Below are 14,615 nucleotides of genomic sequence, written 5' to 3' on the forward strand. Positions count from 1 at the left end.
GGGGCTCGGGTTCCTTCGAAGGGGTGCTGGCCGACACCGACACCGCCCAAGGCCAGATCGGCAACTTCACCAAGGTCGGCAGCGGCACCCAGACCCTCCTTGGCAACAACAGCTTTACCGGCACCCTGAGCATCGAGGCCGGCACCGTGCGTGTGGGCGAAGGCGGTGTGCGCGGCTCGCTGGCCACCCGCAGCATCGTCAACAACGGTGCCCTGGTGTTTGCGCGCAGCGGCGACATCGGCTATCAGGGCGTCATCTCCGGCAGCGGCAGCCTGCACCAGCAGGGCGCCGGCATTCTGCGGCTGAGCGGCAACCAGAGCTACACCGGCGCCACCAACGTCGAGGCCGGCTGGTTGGTGCAGGAGGGCGCATCGCGTTCAAGCGCCTTCAACCTCAGCGGCAGTACGGTGCTGGAGTTGCAGGTGAATCAGGGCACGCGCGACGGCGCAGTGGACGTGAAATTCGCCGGCAGCGCCGCCACGCTGAGAAAGACCGGCGCCGGCATGGCGGTTTGGACCGGGTCCAAAGCCGTGTTCGCGCTGGACGAGTTCAGCACCATCGACGTGCAGGGCGGCACCCTGGTCGGGGGGTCCTATGGCAACGAGGACTGGAGCGCCAACAAGAGCCGGCTGAATGTGGCTGCTGGCGCTACTTTTGAAGGTGTGGAAGCCAATGTCCGCGTGGACTCCCTCAGCGGCKCGGGCACCATCAAATCCGGTTTCAACGGCGCGGGCTACAGCGCGTTCACGATGGGCGTGGCCAATGGCTCGGACGTTTTCTCCGGCGTGCTGGGGGGCTCCGGCAACTTCGTCAAGGAAGGAACGGGCTTCCAGGGGCTGACCGGCGCCAACACCTTCACCGGCCGCCTGACCATCAACGGCGGCATGGTGCAGATCGGCAACGGCGGCATCACCGGCTCTCTGGCCACCGCGCTGGTCACCAACAACGGCACGCTGAGCTTCGCCCGCAGCGACAACATCAGCTTCGCTGGCGCGATCGACGGCACGGGCGTTCTCGTCAAGCAGAGCGCGGGTGTGCTGACGCTGGGCGCGGCCAACACCTACACCGGCCAGACCCAGGTACAAAGCGGCGTGCTGCTGCTGCAAAACAGCACCCGCTCCGCTGAGTTCTTCATCACATCACCGACCGCCACGGTGGAGCTCAATGTGGCCAGCGGCACCCGCGCCAATGCCGCCGACACGCTGTTCTCTGGCAAGGGCACCCTGCGCAAGACCGGCGCCGGCGTGGCGACCTGGCAGCAGGGCAAGGCGACTTTTGCAATGGGCAGCGGCAGCCTGATCGACGTGCAGGCCGGCACTCTGGTCGGCGGCTCCCACGCCAATGAGGACTGGACCCGCAACCAGAGCCGACTGAACGTGGCCGCCAATGCCGTCTTCGATGGCGACGAGGCCAATGTCCGCGTCGATGCGCTCAGCGGCGCCGGCCGCATCAAGTCTGGCTACAACGGCTCGGGCTACAGCGCTTTCACGATGGGCGTGGCCAATGGTTCCGGCAATTTCTCCGGCGTGCTGGCGAACAGCGAATCCACCGGCAACTTCGTCAAGACGGGCACGGGCACGCAGACGCTCAGCGGCATCAACACCAACACCGGCACGACGCGGGTGCAGGCCGGCCAACTGACGCTCAACGGCTCGTCGCTGAGCAGCGCCTTCAGCGTCGACGCGGGCGCCACGCTGGGCGGCAGCGGTGCACTGGGCAGCCTGGTGCTGGCCGGCAAGCTCGCGCCCGGCAACTCGCCGGGCCAGTTGAGCGTGGCGGGCAACGCGACGTTTGCCGAGGGCGCCAGCTATCTGTGGGAGATCGCCAATGCCAGCGCCGCCGCCGGGCTGGGGTACGACCTGCTGAGCGTCGGCGGCACGCTGAGCCTGGACGCCAGCGCGGCCAACCCGTTCACCGTCACGTTGAAGTCGCTGCTGGCGAACGGCGGCGCGGGGCTGCTGGCCGGTTTCGACGCCCGGCAGGATCACAGCTACACCCTGGCCTACGCGAGCGGCGGCATCCTGGGCTTCTCGGCCAAAGAGTTCAGCATCGACGGCAGCGGTTTCGCCAATTCGTTGATGGGCGGCCACTGGTCGGTGGCGGCCACCGGCAATGCGCTGAACCTGAACTTCACCGCCGCCGTGCCCGAGCCCGAGAGCTACGCGATGTTGCTGGCGGGCCTGCTGGTGGTGGGGCGGGTGGCCAGGCGTCGGCTGGGCGGAGTGGCTCGACCCTGAGATCGGCCATGGCCGGGTTCAAGGCACTGACTTGAACGGTTGGTGCTCGCCCAGCTCGTCGATATAGCCCGCCATCGCTTCGCCCTCGCGTGCCAGGAAGTCATTGACGGCATCGGCAAAGGAGGGGTGGGCCAGCCAGTGGCTGGACGCGGTCGGCGTCGGCATCAGGCCGCGCGCCATCTTGTGCTCGCCCTGGGCACCGCCCTCGAAGCGCTGGTAGCCGTTGTCTATGCACCAGGCCAGCGGCTGGTAATAGCAGGCGTCGAAATGCAGGTTGGGGATGTGCTCGACGGCGCCCCAGTAACGGCCGAAGGCGGCGCGGCGTTCGGGGTCCAGCGCGATCAGCGAGGTGGCGACGCGCTCGCCCGCCCGCAGCGCCGTGAACATCAGCCAATGCTCGGGCATGTCGCTGGCCATGCGGGCGAAGAAGTCGCGGCTCAGATAGGGCGTGCTGTGGTGTTCGCGGTAGGTCTGCTGGTAGCAGCGGTAGAAGAAGTCCCAGTCCTCGACGCTGATAGCGTTGCCGGCGTTTGCCTCGAACAGGACACCCGCTTCGCGCACGCGGCGCTGCTCCTGCTGGATCTTCTTGCGCTTGTCGCGCTGCAGGCGCGAGAGAAAGGCCGTGAAGTCGGCGTCGCCCTCGGCCGTCCAATGGAACTGCACGCCAGCCCTTGCCATGCAGCCGGCTGCTGAAAGCGCCGCCTGGTCAGCCTCATCGCCGAACAGCACGTGCAGGGACGACGCCTCAGTCTCCCTGGCCAGGGCCCGCAGCGCCTGCGCCAGCAGTGCCCGTGCTTCATCGTCCACGGCCAAGAGCCGGCTGCCCGGCACGGGCGTGAAGGGCACGGCCACCAGCAGCTTGGGGTAGTAGCTCAGCCCATGGCGCTGGTAGGCGTCGGCCCAGGCCCAGTCGAAGACGTATTCGCCATAGCTGTGGGTCTTCAGATAGGCCGGGCAGGCCGCCAGCAGCTCCTCGCCCCGCCACAGCGAAACGAACTGCGGCTGCCAGCCCGTGCCGGCCCCGGCGCTGCCGCTGGCATGCAGGGCGCGCAGATAGGCCAGGCGCATGAAGGGCGTGGGCCGCGCCTGGGCAGAAAGCAGGGCGTCCCAATGGTCTTGCGGCAAGGCGTCGGGTGAAGCGTCGACCCGAATGACAATGCTGCTCTCGTGTTCTGAATCGCTGTCGCCCATGCCCTCGCCCTTGAAGATTGCCCTGGCCCAGATCAATGTCGTCGTCGGCGATCTGGTGGGCAACGCGGACCGCATCATTGCCCAAGCGCGCGCGGCGCACACGGCTGGGGTTGATCTGCTCGTCACGCCCGAGTTGGCGCTGTGCGGCTATCCGCCCGAGGACCTGCTGCTGCGCCCGGCATTTCTGGAGGCCTGCGACGAGCAGTTGCAGCGCATCGCGGCTGAGCTGGCGGACTGCGAAGGGCTACATGTCGTGGTTGGCCACCCGCGCGAGCGCGAGGGTGGGGCGGTGCGGGAGCGCAGTTGGTCGCTGCCGCCCTGCCTGAACGTCGCCTCGGTGCTCGCGGGCGGCCAGGTCGTCGCCAGCTATGCCAAGCGCGAGCTGCCCAACTACCAGGTCTTCGACGAGCGGCGTTATTTCTACTCCGGCAGAGATGCCGGGCTTGGCGCTGTCGTCGTCGACGTCAGGGGCCACCGCGTGGGCCTGCTGATCTGCGAGGACGCCTGGTTCGAGGAACCCGCCGCTGCTGCCAAGGCGGCCGGAGCCGAACTGCTGTGCGTCATCAACGCCTCGCCCTTCCACATCGGCAAGGTCGAGGAGCGCGAGGCCCACATGGCCGAGCGCGCCCGCGCCGCGGGCCTGCCGCTGCTCTACGCCCACCTCGTGGGCGGGCAGGACGAGATGGTCTTCGATGGCGCGTCCTTTGCGGTGCAGGCCGATGGCAGCGTGGCGGCCCGTGCGCCGATGTTCGAGGAGGCGCTGGCCATCATCGAGCTGGACGGCGGCCGGCTGCGTGGCGACATCATTCCGGTGCCGGAGTACGAGGCCCAGGTCTGGCAGGCCCTGGTGACCGGCGTGCGCGACTACCTCGGCAAGAACGGCTTCCCGGGCGCGCTGATCGGCTTGTCGGGGGGCATTGACTCGGCCCTGGTGCTGGCCATCGCTGTGGATGCGTTGGGTGCCGACAAGGTGCGCACCGTGATGATGCCTTCGCCCTACACGGCCGACATCTCCTGGATCGACGCTCGCGACATGGCCGAGCGCCTGGGGGTGCGCTACGACGAGAAGTCCATCTTGCCGATGTTCGATGCCTTCAACACCACGCTGGCCGAGGAGTTCAAGGGCCTGCCGCTGGATGCCACCGAGGAGAACATCCAGGCCCGCATCCGCGGCACGCTGCTGATGGCGCTGTCCAACAAGTTCGGCAGCATCGTGCTGACGACCGGCAACAAGAGCGAGATGGCCACCGGCTACTGCACGCTCTATGGCGACATGGCGGGCGGCTTTGCCGTCATCAAGGACGTGGCCAAGACCCTGGTGTTCCGCCTCGCCCGCTGGCGCAATGCGCAAGGCGCCGAGATCATCCCCGACCGCATCATCACCCGCCCGCCCTCGGCCGAGCTGCGCCCCGACCAGAAGGATGAGGACAGCCTGCCGCCCTACGCGGTGCTGGACGCCATCCTGGCCCGCTACATGGAGCAGGATCAGTCGATCGCCGAAATTGTTGCCGCCGGTTTCAAGCCGGAGGACGTCGAGCGCGTCACCCGGTTGATCAAGATCAACGAGTACAAGCGCCGCCAGGCGCCAGTGGGCATCCGCATCACCCACCGCGGCTTTGGTCGCGACTGGAGATATCCCATCACCTCCAGGTTCCGTGCGTAAACTTGGGTGAACCTCGCAAACTGGAGCGCTCGCAATGAAGCAAATCACCGCCATCATCAAACCCTTCAAGCTCGACGAAGTGCGCGAGGCGCTGGCCGAAGTAGGCGCGTCGGGCCTGACGGTCACCGAAGTCAAGGGTTTTGGCCGCCAGAAGGGGCACACCGAGCTCTATCGCGGCGCTGAATACGTCGTCGACTTCCTGCCCAAGGTCAAGGTCGAGGTCGTCGTGAAGGACGACGAGGTCGACCGCTGCATCGACGCCATCTTGAAGGCCGCCAAGACCGGCAAGATCGGCGACGGCAAGATCTTCGTGCTGCCGGTCGAGCAAGTGGTGCGCATCCGTACCGGCGAGACGGACGAAGCCGCCGTCTGACGCTTAACGCCGCGCCGGCGCTGCCGTGCAGGCCGAGGCCGGTACGCCGTAGGGCTTGACCAGGTCGGCCGTCTGGCCCGTGCGGCACAAGTCTTTGAGCGCCTCGTCGAAGGCGTGGTAGTCCGCCTGGGACATGCGCCTGCGCGTCAGCCCGAAGACGTAGTAGATGTCCTTGGCGCCGCCCGAGGGTTGCAGGCCGGCCATCGCATTGCTGGCCAACAGCCATAGCGCCACCTGCTCGTTGGCGAACACCAGGCCCTGGTCGCCATAGCGGCCCGCGGCGAGCATCTTCAGTGCGACCAGGTTGTCGCGCTCCAACCTGATCTTCGCCGGCCCGCCGGCAGCCAGATCCTGCAGCGTCATCGAGGTGCCCGAAGGACCGTAGACGCCGATCTCGTGGCCCGCCAGGGATTCGGGGCCGCGGTAGACGAAGTCCACGCCGCGGCGCGAGAAGAAGACATAGCGACCATCGACGACGGGCACGCTCATCCACATCCGGGCGTAGCGCGACGGCACATCCAGCACCGGAAAGAGGCCATCGATTTCGGCCCTCTCCATCAGGTCGATGGCGCGGCGCCAGGGGTAGATGCGCGAGTTGCAGTTCCAGCCCAGGTTTCGGCAGGCCGCGTTCAGCACGTCGATCATCGGTCCGGAGGCGCGCCCCTGCAGTTCCACGATATAGGGCGGGAACAGTTGCGTTCCGAAATCGACCTCGCGCAACGGCTCAGCGCCCGCGCTCGATGCACAGGCAGCGAAACAGCAGTGCAGCAGCAGTTCTCTTGGCACGGCCGGCCTCGGCGGGTTTGCAGTCCAGCATAGCGGCCTGGCGCGCCGGGCGCCATGCGGTGGCACCTCAGCGCTGCGTCAGCGCGAGCTTGATGCCCAGGGCCACGAAGGTCGCCGCAAAACTCCGCCGCAGCCAGGCCATCACCGTCCGGCTGCCCAGGACCTGCTCGCGCATGCGCGCCGCGAAGGCGCCGTAGAGCGCAAAGACCGCAAAGGTCATGGCCATGAAGATGGCCGACAGCTGCAGCATCGCCAGCGTCGGCGCCGCCTCGTCCTGGGCGATGAACTGCGGCAGGAAAGCCAGGAAGAACATCGAGAGTTTGGGGTTGAGCAGGTTCACGAGCACGGCGTGCTGAATGACCTCCCAATCCGAGCGCTTGGCGCCATCGGCCTCGATCTTCAGCACCCCCTGCTCGCGCCAGGTCATCCAGGCGATGTAGAGCAGATAGCCCACGCCCGCGAACTTCACGGCCTCGAAGGCCAGGCTGCTGGCATGCAGCAGCGCCGCCAGGCCCGTGACGGCCGCCAGCATGTGGGGCACGACGCCCAGCGTGCAGCCCAAGGCCGCAATGACGGCCGTGCGCGCGCCGCGCGACAAGCCGGCGGCCACGGTCACGGCCGCGCCGGTACCGGGGGAGGCGACGACGAGCAGGGACACGGTCAGGAATTCGATGTTCATGGGGCGCTCCTTGGTGGAGGCGCCATGCTGCGGCGGATGCCGCCGGCGGGTCTTGAACGAAATTTCAGCGGCTGCGCGCCAACACCCCAGGCGTCAAGCCGAAGTTGCGCACAAAGCAGCGCGTCATATGGCTTTGGTCCGCGAATCCGCTGGCCGCGGCGGCCTCTGCCAGCGACAGGCCTTGGCGCACCAGCCGGCGCGCGCGCTGTACGCGGCGCTGCAGCAGGTACGCGTGGGGCGGCAGGCCGGTCAGGCGCGTGAAGGCGCGCAGGAACTGGTAGCGGCTCATCGCCGCATCGGTGGCCAAGCCTGATAGCGTCAGTTCGGCAGCGGGATCGTCGTCAATGCGCTCGCGCGCGGCGGTGACGCCGGCGCTCACGGCGGGGCGCTCTACCGACGAGGGCTTGAGAAGCCGCGCGGTCAGTGTCAGCAGTTCGGCGTCGGAGTGCAACGCGTCGTCCGTGGTGACCGCGTTGAACAGGGCGCGAAAGCGTGCCGTCATGAGGGCATCACGAATGACGGGCGCCTTGAACTCAAACGATGAACCTGGCGCGATGTCCGCTGCCGCATCCAGCAACCGGGCCGGATCGACATAGAGCATGCGCCAGCACCGCCCGCTCGCATCAAAAGGCGTGCCGTCGTGCACCTCGCCGGGGTTGACCGTGATCAGGTCGCCCGCACCAGCCTCGACGACACCGCGCCCGCTGGCCGATTTCTGCGCGCCACGCTCGATGAGGCCGATGCCGAACTCGTCATGCGTGTGGCGGCCGAAGGCCAGCGCCGAGTCGGCTACGACCACCTCGACGCCGTCGACGTGGCTCGGGATCAGCTTGAAACCGCGGGCCTGCATGGCCCGACTGTGGCATGTCAGTGCCGCCCGGCCGTCCGAAGGCGCTGACGCGCCCCCTCGGGGGCAGCTCATGAAATGAGCGTGGGGGCTGCGTTGCCTCAGCGCAGGTGCTGCCAGACGGCGGCGGCCCAGATGCCGCCAGCGAGCACCAGCGCCATCAGCACCGCGGCGCTGGCAATGTCCTTGGCGCGCTTGGACAGCTCATGCCGCTCGAAGGACACACGGTCCACGACCGCTTCAATGGCGGAGTTCAGCAATTCGACGATGAGCAGCAGCAGCAGCGAGCCCAGCAGCAGCGCCGCTTGCTCCCAGGTGTTGGCCAACCAGAACGCCAGCGGCGCGGCAATGATGCAGAGCCAGGTTTCCTGGCGGAAGGCGCTCTCGCCGGTGTAGGCGGCCTTGAGACCGGCCCAGGAATAGCCGGCGGCGTGGATGATGCGGTCCAGGCCGGTCCGGCCCTTGTGCGGGTTGGTCATGGGGCACCCTTAGGCCTGCGGCCTTGTCCCGCCAGGCGGGAGCGAGTTTGCTTGGGACGGCCCGGCGCTGCGCTCATGAGCGCACGGGAAGTTGGGTGATGACGCGCGAACCGCAGAGGGCGTCGTGCAGGAATTGTCGCTGCGGGTGCAGGCGTGCAATCAGCAGGTAGCCGGCGATGCCGGCCAGCAGGCTGCCGATGATGGCGCCGCCGCCGTGCAGGCCCAGCGCCCAGACGCTGATCAGCGCCGGCAGGAACCACAGCCAGCTCAAGCAGTAGCGCAGCAACGCACGGCCCCAGCCCAGCGGCCGGCCGGCGGCGTCGGTGACGCGCAGATGCCAGGTCTTCATTGCCAGCGTCTGACCCGTGCGCGTCCAGAAGCCGACGAAGTACAGGCCCAGCACGGTGAAAAGGCTCACGGCCATGCCCGTGCGACCCTCCAGCGCATGCTGCTGGCGCGTCAGCACCGAGTAGAGGAAGCCGGCGAAGAAGACCACGCCGAACAGCAGTACGCCTTCGTAGAGAAAGGCCGCGAAACGTCTCGCCAGGCCCGCAGGCGCGGCGTTCGTGTCGACCAACGCCGTCATGTGCGCGGTACGGACGCGGGTGGCGCCTTCAGCGATTTTGGCAGCAGCGTCTTGGGGTCCACCAGGGCCGGATCGGCCACCACCTTGGTCTCACCCGCTGCGTGGTGGGCCGGCAGGACGAGGCCGCGCGTGATCAGGACCGTCGTAGCACCCGGCTTGGCCTGGATGAGACTGCCCGTCACGGGTGTCGGCGTGACGAGCTTGGGCGCCGCGGGCACGATATTGGATTTGGGCACCGCAGTCAGCGGCTTGGCCACCGGGCTGGCGGCCTTGGTCTGGGCCTGACGGCGCGCAACGGCCTTGTCGGCAAGCTCCTGGCGTTTTTCCTGGGGCAGCGCCTGGTAGGCCTCCCACTTGGCCTGACGCTGCTCGGAATCCACCTGTTTGGCCACCTGGAAGCCGATGCGGGCATCGACCCGCTCGMCCGGCGTCAGATTGGCCCAGTCACGCATGCGTTCATGCAGGCGGTTGAGTTCGGCAGGCGGCAGCACGGCCAGACGCGGCGTCRCATTCAGCCACTTGCTGCGCTGGTTGGGGCCGAGCTTGTCCCAGTCCTTCGCCAGCGGTGCGAGGAGGTCGCGCTGCGCTGGCGTCAGTGCCTGCCAGGTCGGTGCGGCGGCCAGCGCGGAGACCGGCGACATGACAGGTGCTGCCGGTCGAACTGCGGGAGGGGAGATGGCCGCGCTTGCTGCAATGGCATCTGGCGCCGAAGCCGCGTCTTGTGTCTGCGCAAAAGCAGAAAACCCCGCTGCGGTGAGCAGCAGGGCAATCAACGGGCGGAGAGGGGCGGGAGGCCTCCGCGCGGCTCGGCTCATGGGCATCCGGTCATTCTTGACCGTCTCTCAGGAATTCGGCGAAGCCCGGATCGCTGAAGGCGGAGGGCGGCAGGTTGTCGCTGAGCAGCGCCGTGTCCACCTCAGCGGCGGCGACGATCTGTTCATGGATCTGGCCTTGTTGCATCAACAGCAGCCCGGCCAGCAGCGCCAGCAGCGGGAGGGCGGACGCAAGCTTGGACCATAGGCCGTTGTTGCCGCCGGCACCGCGCGGGCCGCCGCTCAGGGCCAGCGTCGAACCCATCTGCACCACCCCAGGGCTGGCCGTGCTTACCGAGGTGCGCGCAGCGCGGGCCTGGGCGGCGCGGGCCAAGGCTTGCTCACGTGCGAAGCGCAGACGTTCGGACACGTCATGCGGCAGTGTGGCGTTGCGCTCGGTCAGGCCAGCAGCGACACGCAGGCCAAAACGCGTGACGCGAGCATCCAGGTCGGCAGGGAAGGTGGAAAATTTCGACGGCGACTTCATAGCGTGATCCCCTTGGCCTTGAGCGACTTCGCCAGCGAATGGACGGCGCGGGAACAGTGAGTTTTGACACTGCCTTCCGAGCAACCCATCACAGACGCGGTCTCTGCAACATCCAGTTCCTCCCAGTAACGCAGCAGGAAGGCTTCGCGTTGACGCGTCGGCAGCTGTTCGACTTCCGTCTCGATGCGCTGCAAGATCTGCGCCCGGCTGACCTCATCCGCGGCGCTCAAGGCGCCCATGGCGCCTTCCTGGGTTTCAAGGATCTCCAGCAGGTCGAAATCACCGTCGCCATCGCCGCCGCCCTCGAACTCCGACATATTTGTCATGACGGCCCGGCGCGTCTTCTGGCGACGGAAGTAGTCCATCGTCGCGTTCGACAGGATGCGCTGGAACAGCAGCGGCAACTCGGCCGCGGGGCGGTCGAAATAGTTCTCGGCCAGCTTGATCATGGCGTCCTGGACGATGTCCAGGGCGGCATCGTCGTCTCGAACCACGTAGGCCGTGCGCTTGAAGGCGCGGCGGTCGACGGTACGCAGGAAATCGTTGAGTTCTTTGTCGGTGGCCAAGGCGGGGAGGCAGGTCCGGGCGGCAGCTCGGATTATGGCATTCGTCTGATACGAAGGCTCACACGATTTTGCTCGGCATAATGTTGCTTCGCACAAAGAGTCAATGGTCTCTCAGTGGCCGCCCGACTGGGGCTCCATCTGTTGATCGCGCAGGTTCCAAATCCGCTTCACGAGGGCGAGAAGAGGGACACCAATGGTTTTTCGTTAGAGAAATTCACAAAGGTTCTAAAAATGGACATGTCTGCCGCGGATATCAAGCGCGCCGCCCTGGCGCAGCCGAATTCCCAATCCCCCAATTCCACCGCGGAGCTCAATGGCTCCGAGATCCTCGTTCGCTGCCTGCAGGCCGAAGGGGTGCGCCATCTCTGGGGTTACCCCGGCGGCGCGGTGCTCTACATCTACGACGCCCTCTACAAGCAGGAAAGCATCCAGCACGTGCTGGTGCGCCACGAGCAGGCGGCCGTACACGCCGCCGACGGCTTTGCCCGGGCGACCGGCGAAGTCGGTGTGGCGCTGGTCACCTCGGGCCCAGGAGTCACGAATGCCGTGACCGGCATCGCGACGGCCTACATGGACTCGATCCCGATGGTCATCATCACGGGTCAAGTGCCAACGCCCGCGATCGGCCTGGATGCCTTTCAGGAGTGCGACACGGTCGGCATCACGCGCCCCATCGTCAAGCACAACTTCCTGGTGAAGGACGTGCGCGACCTGGCGCTGACGCTGAAGAAGGCCTTCCACATCGCCCGTACYGGCCGCCCCGGCCCGGTCGTCGTGGACATTCCGAAGGACGTGTCGCTCGCGAAGACGACGTTCAGCTATCCGGACCGCATCGAAATGCGCTCCTACAACCCGGTCAAGAAGGGCCATAGCGGCCAGATCCGCAAGGCGGTCCAACTGCTGCTGCAGGCCAAGCGCCCTTACATCTACACGGGCGGCGGCGTCATCCTGGGTGAAGCCACGGCGGAGCTGCGCCAACTGGTCGACATGCTGGGCTTCCCCTGCACGAACACGCTGATGGGCCTGGGTGCCATGCCCGGCACCGACCCGCGCTTCCTGGGCATGCTGGGCATGCACGGCACGTACGAGGCCAACATGACCATGCAGCACTGCGACGTGCTGCTGGCCGTGGGCGCACGCTTCGATGACCGCGTCATCGGCAACCCCAAGCACTTCGGTTCGGTCGAGCGCAAGATCATCCACGTGGACATCGACCCCTCGTCGATCTCCAAGCGCGTGCGCGTCGACATTCCCATTGTCGGCGACGTGAAGGACGTGCTGCAGGAGCTGATCGCCCAGCTGAAGGAAGCGCAGGCCAAGCCGGATGCGGACGCCGTCAACGCATGGTGGAATCAGATCAATGAATGGCGCGGCCGTGACTGCCTGGTCTACAAGGGCTCGGACGAGGTCATCAAGCCGCAGATGGTCGTCGACACGCTGTGGAAGCTGACCCGCGACCGCGACACCTACATCACCAGCGACGTCGGCCAGCACCAGATGTGGGCCGCGCAGTACTACAAGTTCGACCAGCCGCGCCGCTGGATCAACTCCGGCGGCCTGGGCACCATGGGCGTGGGCCTGCCCTATGCGATGGGCATCAAGCTGGCCAAGCCGGAGTCGGATGTGTTCTGCATCACCGGCGAAGGCAGCATCCAGATGTGCATCCAGGAGCTGTCGACCTGCTTCCAGTACAAGACGCCGGTCAAGATCGTCTCGCTGAACAACCGCTACCTGGGCATGGTGCGGCAGTGGCAGCAGCTGGACTACGGCGGCCGCTACTCGCACAGCTACATGGACGCGCTGCCCGACTTCGTGAAGCTGGCCGAGGCCTATGGCCACGTCGGCATCCTGGTCGAGAAGCCCAGCGACGTCGAGCCCGCGCTGAAGGAAGCGATGCGCCTGACGGACCGCACCGTCTTCCTGGACATCCGCACCGATCCGACCGAGAACGTCTGGCCCATGGTCAAGGCGGGCAAGGGCATTTCTGAGATGCTGCTGGGATCGGAAGACCTGTGAGCGCCTGAAATCGGCAGCTCTGGCTGGCGTTACCGCGCCAGTCGGGGTTGCCGCTGAAAAGCGCAAGCAGTCCGACACCCGCAGCGATCCACTCCACTCGAACCCGCAGCCAAGGTCCGCTGGTTACCGCCAGCGGCACTGAAGAGCGCGAAGGACGAAGAACCCATGAAACACATCATTGCTTTGCTCATCGAGAACGAGCCGGGTGCGCTGTCGCGCGTCGTCGGCCTGTTCTCGGCCCGCGGCTACAACATCGAGAGCCTGACCGTCGCGCCGACGGAAGACCCGTCCCTCTCGCGCATGACCATCGTGACGACGGGCAGCGACGAGGTCATCGAGCAGATCACCAAGCACCTGAACCGCCTCATCGAGGTCGTCAAGGTGGTCGACCTGACCGAGGGCAACTACACCGAGCGTGAGCTGATGCTCATCAAGGTGCGCGCCGTCGGCAAGGAGCGCGAGGAAATCAAGCGCACCGCCGACATCTTCCGTGGCCGCGTCATCGACGTGACCGAGAAGACCTACACGATCGAGTTGACCGGCGACGCCGGCAAGCTCGACGCCTTCATCGATGCGATCGACCGTGCGTCCATCCTCGAAACCGTACGCACCGGCGCCAGCGGCATCGGCCGCGGCGAGCGCATCCTGCGCGTCTGATCCGCCTTCACCCCAACACACCACAGTTTTTTCCTGGAGCGACCCATCATGAACGTCTACTACGACAAGGACGCCGATCTCAGCCTCATCAAGGGCAAGAACGTCACCATCATCGGCTACGGCTCACAAGGCCATGCCCACGCGCAGAACCTGAACGACAGCGGCTGCAAGGTCACCGTCGCGCTGCGCCGCAGCGGCGCGTCCTGGTCCAAGGCCGAAGGCGCGGGCCTCAAGGTCGCCGAGATCGCCGACGCCGTGAAATCGGCCGACGTGGTCATGATCCTGCTGCCCGACGAGCAGATCGCCGACGTCTACAAGAACGAGGTCGAGCCCAACATCAAGCAGGGCGCGTCGCTGGCCTTCGCACACGGCTTCAACGTCCACTACGGCCAGGTGCAGCCGCGCGCTGACCTGGATGTCTGGATGGTCGCTCCCAAGGCCCCCGGCCATACGGTGCGCAACACGTATCGCCAGGGTGGCGGCGTGCCTCACCTGATCGCCATCTATCAGGACAAGACCGGCAAGGCCCGTGACCTGGCCCTGAGCTATGCCGCAGCCAACGGTGGCGGCAAGGCCGGCATCATCCAGACCAGTTTCCGCGAAGAGACCGAGACCGACCTCTTCGGCGAGCAGGCCGTGCTGTGCGGCGGCGCCGTGGAACTGATCAAGGCGGGCTTCGAGACGCTGACGGAAGCCGGCTACGCCCCCGAGATGGCCTACTTCGAATGCCTGCACGAGCTCAAGCTCATCGTGGACCTGATCTACGAAGGCGGCATCGCCAACATGAACTACTCGATCTCGAACAACGCCGAGTACGGTGAGTACGTGACCGGCCCGCGCGTCGTCACCGAAGACACCAAGAACGCGATGCGCCAGTGCCTGAAGGACATCCAGACGGGCGAATACGCCAAGAGCTTCATCCTCGAGAACAAGGCCGGCGCTCCGACGCTGATCAGCCGCCGCCGCCTGACGGCCGAGCACCCCATCGAGCAGGTCGGTGAGAAGCTGCGCGAAATGATGCCCTGGATCAAGGCCAACAAGCTGGTGGACAAGGCGAAGAACTGATCGCCAGCCCGCTCGCTACAGATTGAAAGGCCGGTGCCGAAGGGCGCCGGCCTTTTTTGTGTGCGCTCAGCATGAGCGCACTCTTGCGGGTGCAAGTCCCGCCGTAAGTTGATCGCGACGAACGAAGCGAAGCGCAACTGCATGAGGGCGACCGAGTGTGGGGAGGAAGCG

The 14,615-nt window shown here is 66.5% G+C and carries 15 protein-coding genes; 6 read left to right on the plus strand and 9 right to left on the minus strand.

The window, feature by feature from the left end:
* Window positions 1–2,237: autotransporter-associated beta strand repeat-containing protein (locus tag ACXJKJ_RS28815; RefSeq protein WP_457394518.1), on the plus strand; the 2,237-nt coding region annotated here is incomplete at its 5' end.
* Window positions 2,238–2,255: 18 nt separating this feature from the next.
* On the opposite strand, the gene ACXJKJ_RS28820 is transcribed toward ACXJKJ_RS28815, so the two are convergent.
* Entirely contained in the window at window positions 2,256–3,428 is a 1,173-nt protein-coding gene (locus tag ACXJKJ_RS28820) for a GNAT family N-acetyltransferase (protein WP_056198294.1), read from the minus strand.
* On the opposite strand from ACXJKJ_RS28820, the gene ACXJKJ_RS28825 reads away from it, so the two are divergent.
* Window positions 3,427–5,091 carry an NAD+ synthase gene (locus ACXJKJ_RS28825; RefSeq protein WP_457394520.1) on the plus strand — a complete coding sequence of 555 codons (1,665 nt, stop codon included), beginning with the start codon at window positions 3,427–3,429 and terminating at the stop codon, window positions 5,089–5,091. The genes ACXJKJ_RS28820 and ACXJKJ_RS28825 overlap by 2 nt on opposite strands.
* Before the next feature lie 34 nt (window positions 5,092–5,125).
* Window positions 5,126–5,464 (plus strand): P-II family nitrogen regulator, encoded by a 339-nt coding sequence (locus ACXJKJ_RS28830; RefSeq protein WP_056198291.1) that lies wholly within the window; start codon window positions 5,126–5,128, stop codon window positions 5,462–5,464.
* Window positions 5,465–5,467: 3 nt separating this feature from the next.
* Here ACXJKJ_RS28830 and ACXJKJ_RS28835 read toward each other — a convergent pair whose 3' ends face one another.
* From ACXJKJ_RS28835 to ACXJKJ_RS28870, 8 genes are all read right to left on the minus strand, one after another.
* Window positions 5,468–6,250 (minus strand): substrate-binding periplasmic protein, encoded by a 783-nt coding sequence (locus tag ACXJKJ_RS28835; protein WP_457394523.1) that lies wholly within the window; start codon window positions 6,248–6,250, stop codon window positions 5,468–5,470.
* A 67-nt stretch (window positions 6,251–6,317) separates the two neighbouring features.
* Complete coding sequence (locus ACXJKJ_RS28840; RefSeq protein ID WP_457325717.1) at window positions 6,318–6,929, minus strand: LysE family translocator; 612 nt, start codon at window positions 6,927–6,929, stop codon at window positions 6,318–6,320.
* A 64-nt stretch (window positions 6,930–6,993) separates the two neighbouring features.
* A complete protein-coding gene (locus tag ACXJKJ_RS28845; protein WP_457394525.1) occupies window positions 6,994–7,779 on the minus strand; it encodes an AraC family ligand binding domain-containing protein in 786 nt (261 codons plus the stop codon).
* Window positions 7,780–7,877: 98 nt separating this feature from the next.
* Window positions 7,878–8,255 carry a diacylglycerol kinase gene (locus ACXJKJ_RS28850; RefSeq protein ID WP_056198286.1) on the minus strand — a complete coding sequence of 126 codons (378 nt, stop codon included), beginning with the start codon at window positions 8,253–8,255 and terminating at the stop codon, window positions 7,878–7,880.
* Window positions 8,256–8,328: 73 nt separating this feature from the next.
* The gene (locus tag ACXJKJ_RS28855) at window positions 8,329–8,841 is read right to left on the minus strand and encodes an RDD family protein (protein WP_457394527.1); all 513 of its coding nucleotides are present in this window, start codon (window positions 8,839–8,841) and stop codon (window positions 8,329–8,331) included.
* The gene (locus ACXJKJ_RS28860) at window positions 8,838–9,482 is read right to left on the minus strand and encodes a DUF3106 domain-containing protein (protein WP_457394529.1); all 645 of its coding nucleotides are present in this window, start codon (window positions 9,480–9,482) and stop codon (window positions 8,838–8,840) included. The genes ACXJKJ_RS28855 and ACXJKJ_RS28860 overlap by 4 nt, the downstream gene beginning before the upstream one ends.
* Before the next feature lie 184 nt (window positions 9,483–9,666).
* Entirely contained in the window at window positions 9,667–10,140 is a 474-nt protein-coding gene (locus ACXJKJ_RS28865; protein ID WP_082532708.1) for a DUF3619 family protein, read from the minus strand.
* Window positions 10,137–10,706, minus strand: coding sequence for an RNA polymerase sigma factor (locus ACXJKJ_RS28870; protein WP_056198279.1), 570 nt, complete (start codon window positions 10,704–10,706; stop codon window positions 10,137–10,139). The genes ACXJKJ_RS28865 and ACXJKJ_RS28870 overlap by 4 nt, the downstream gene beginning before the upstream one ends.
* A 231-nt stretch (window positions 10,707–10,937) precedes the next feature.
* Here ACXJKJ_RS28870 and ACXJKJ_RS28875 point away from each other — a divergent pair, with 231 nt between their 5' ends.
* The 3 genes from ACXJKJ_RS28875 to ilvC all read left to right on the plus strand — a co-directional run bounded on the left by ACXJKJ_RS28875 (window position 10,938) and on the right by ilvC (window position 14,444).
* The gene (locus ACXJKJ_RS28875; RefSeq protein ID WP_457349610.1) at window positions 10,938–12,722 is read left to right on the plus strand and encodes an acetolactate synthase 3 catalytic subunit; all 1,785 of its coding nucleotides are present in this window, start codon (window positions 10,938–10,940) and stop codon (window positions 12,720–12,722) included.
* Between the two features lie 165 nt (window positions 12,723–12,887).
* Entirely contained in the window at window positions 12,888–13,379 is a 492-nt protein-coding gene (ilvN, locus tag ACXJKJ_RS28880) for an acetolactate synthase small subunit (RefSeq protein WP_056198275.1), read from the plus strand.
* 48 nt (window positions 13,380–13,427) lie between these two features.
* Window positions 13,428–14,444 (plus strand): ketol-acid reductoisomerase, encoded by a 1,017-nt coding sequence (ilvC, locus tag ACXJKJ_RS28885; protein WP_056198273.1) that lies wholly within the window; start codon window positions 13,428–13,430, stop codon window positions 14,442–14,444.
* Window positions 14,445–14,615 lie beyond the last annotated feature (171 nt).

Source organism: Roseateles sp. P5_E1 (assembly GCF_054049335.1).

What these genes read in the sequence shown, in the direction of transcription:
- ACXJKJ_RS28825 (WP_457394520.1), top strand. Translation starts at nt 3,427, where the DNA reads ATGCCCTCGCCCTTGAAGATTGCCCTGGCCCAGATCAATGTCGTCGTC.
- ACXJKJ_RS28820 (WP_056198294.1), bottom strand. Translation starts at nt 3,428, where the DNA reads ATGGGCGACAGCGATTCAGAACACGAGAGCAGCATTGTCATTCGGGTC.
- ACXJKJ_RS28830 (WP_056198291.1), top strand. Translation starts at nt 5,126, where the DNA reads ATGAAGCAAATCACCGCCATCATCAAACCCTTCAAGCTCGACGAAGTG.
- ACXJKJ_RS28840 (WP_457325717.1), bottom strand. Translation starts at nt 6,929, where the DNA reads ATGAACATCGAATTCCTGACCGTGTCCCTGCTCGTCGTCGCCTCCCCC.
- ACXJKJ_RS28845 (WP_457394525.1), bottom strand. Translation starts at nt 7,779, where the DNA reads ATGCAGGCCCGCGGTTTCAAGCTGATCCCGAGCCACGTCGACGGCGTC.
- ACXJKJ_RS28850 (WP_056198286.1), bottom strand. Translation starts at nt 8,255, where the DNA reads ATGACCAACCCGCACAAGGGCCGGACCGGCCTGGACCGCATCATCCAC.
- ACXJKJ_RS28855 (WP_457394527.1), bottom strand. Translation starts at nt 8,841, where the DNA reads ATGACGGCGTTGGTCGACACGAACGCCGCGCCTGCGGGCCTGGCGAGA.
- ACXJKJ_RS28865 (WP_082532708.1), bottom strand. Translation starts at nt 10,140, where the DNA reads ATGAAGTCGCCGTCGAAATTTTCCACCTTCCCTGCCGACCTGGATGCT.
- ilvN (WP_056198275.1), top strand. Translation starts at nt 12,888, where the DNA reads ATGAAACACATCATTGCTTTGCTCATCGAGAACGAGCCGGGTGCGCTG.
- ilvC (WP_056198273.1), top strand. Translation starts at nt 13,428, where the DNA reads ATGAACGTCTACTACGACAAGGACGCCGATCTCAGCCTCATCAAGGGC.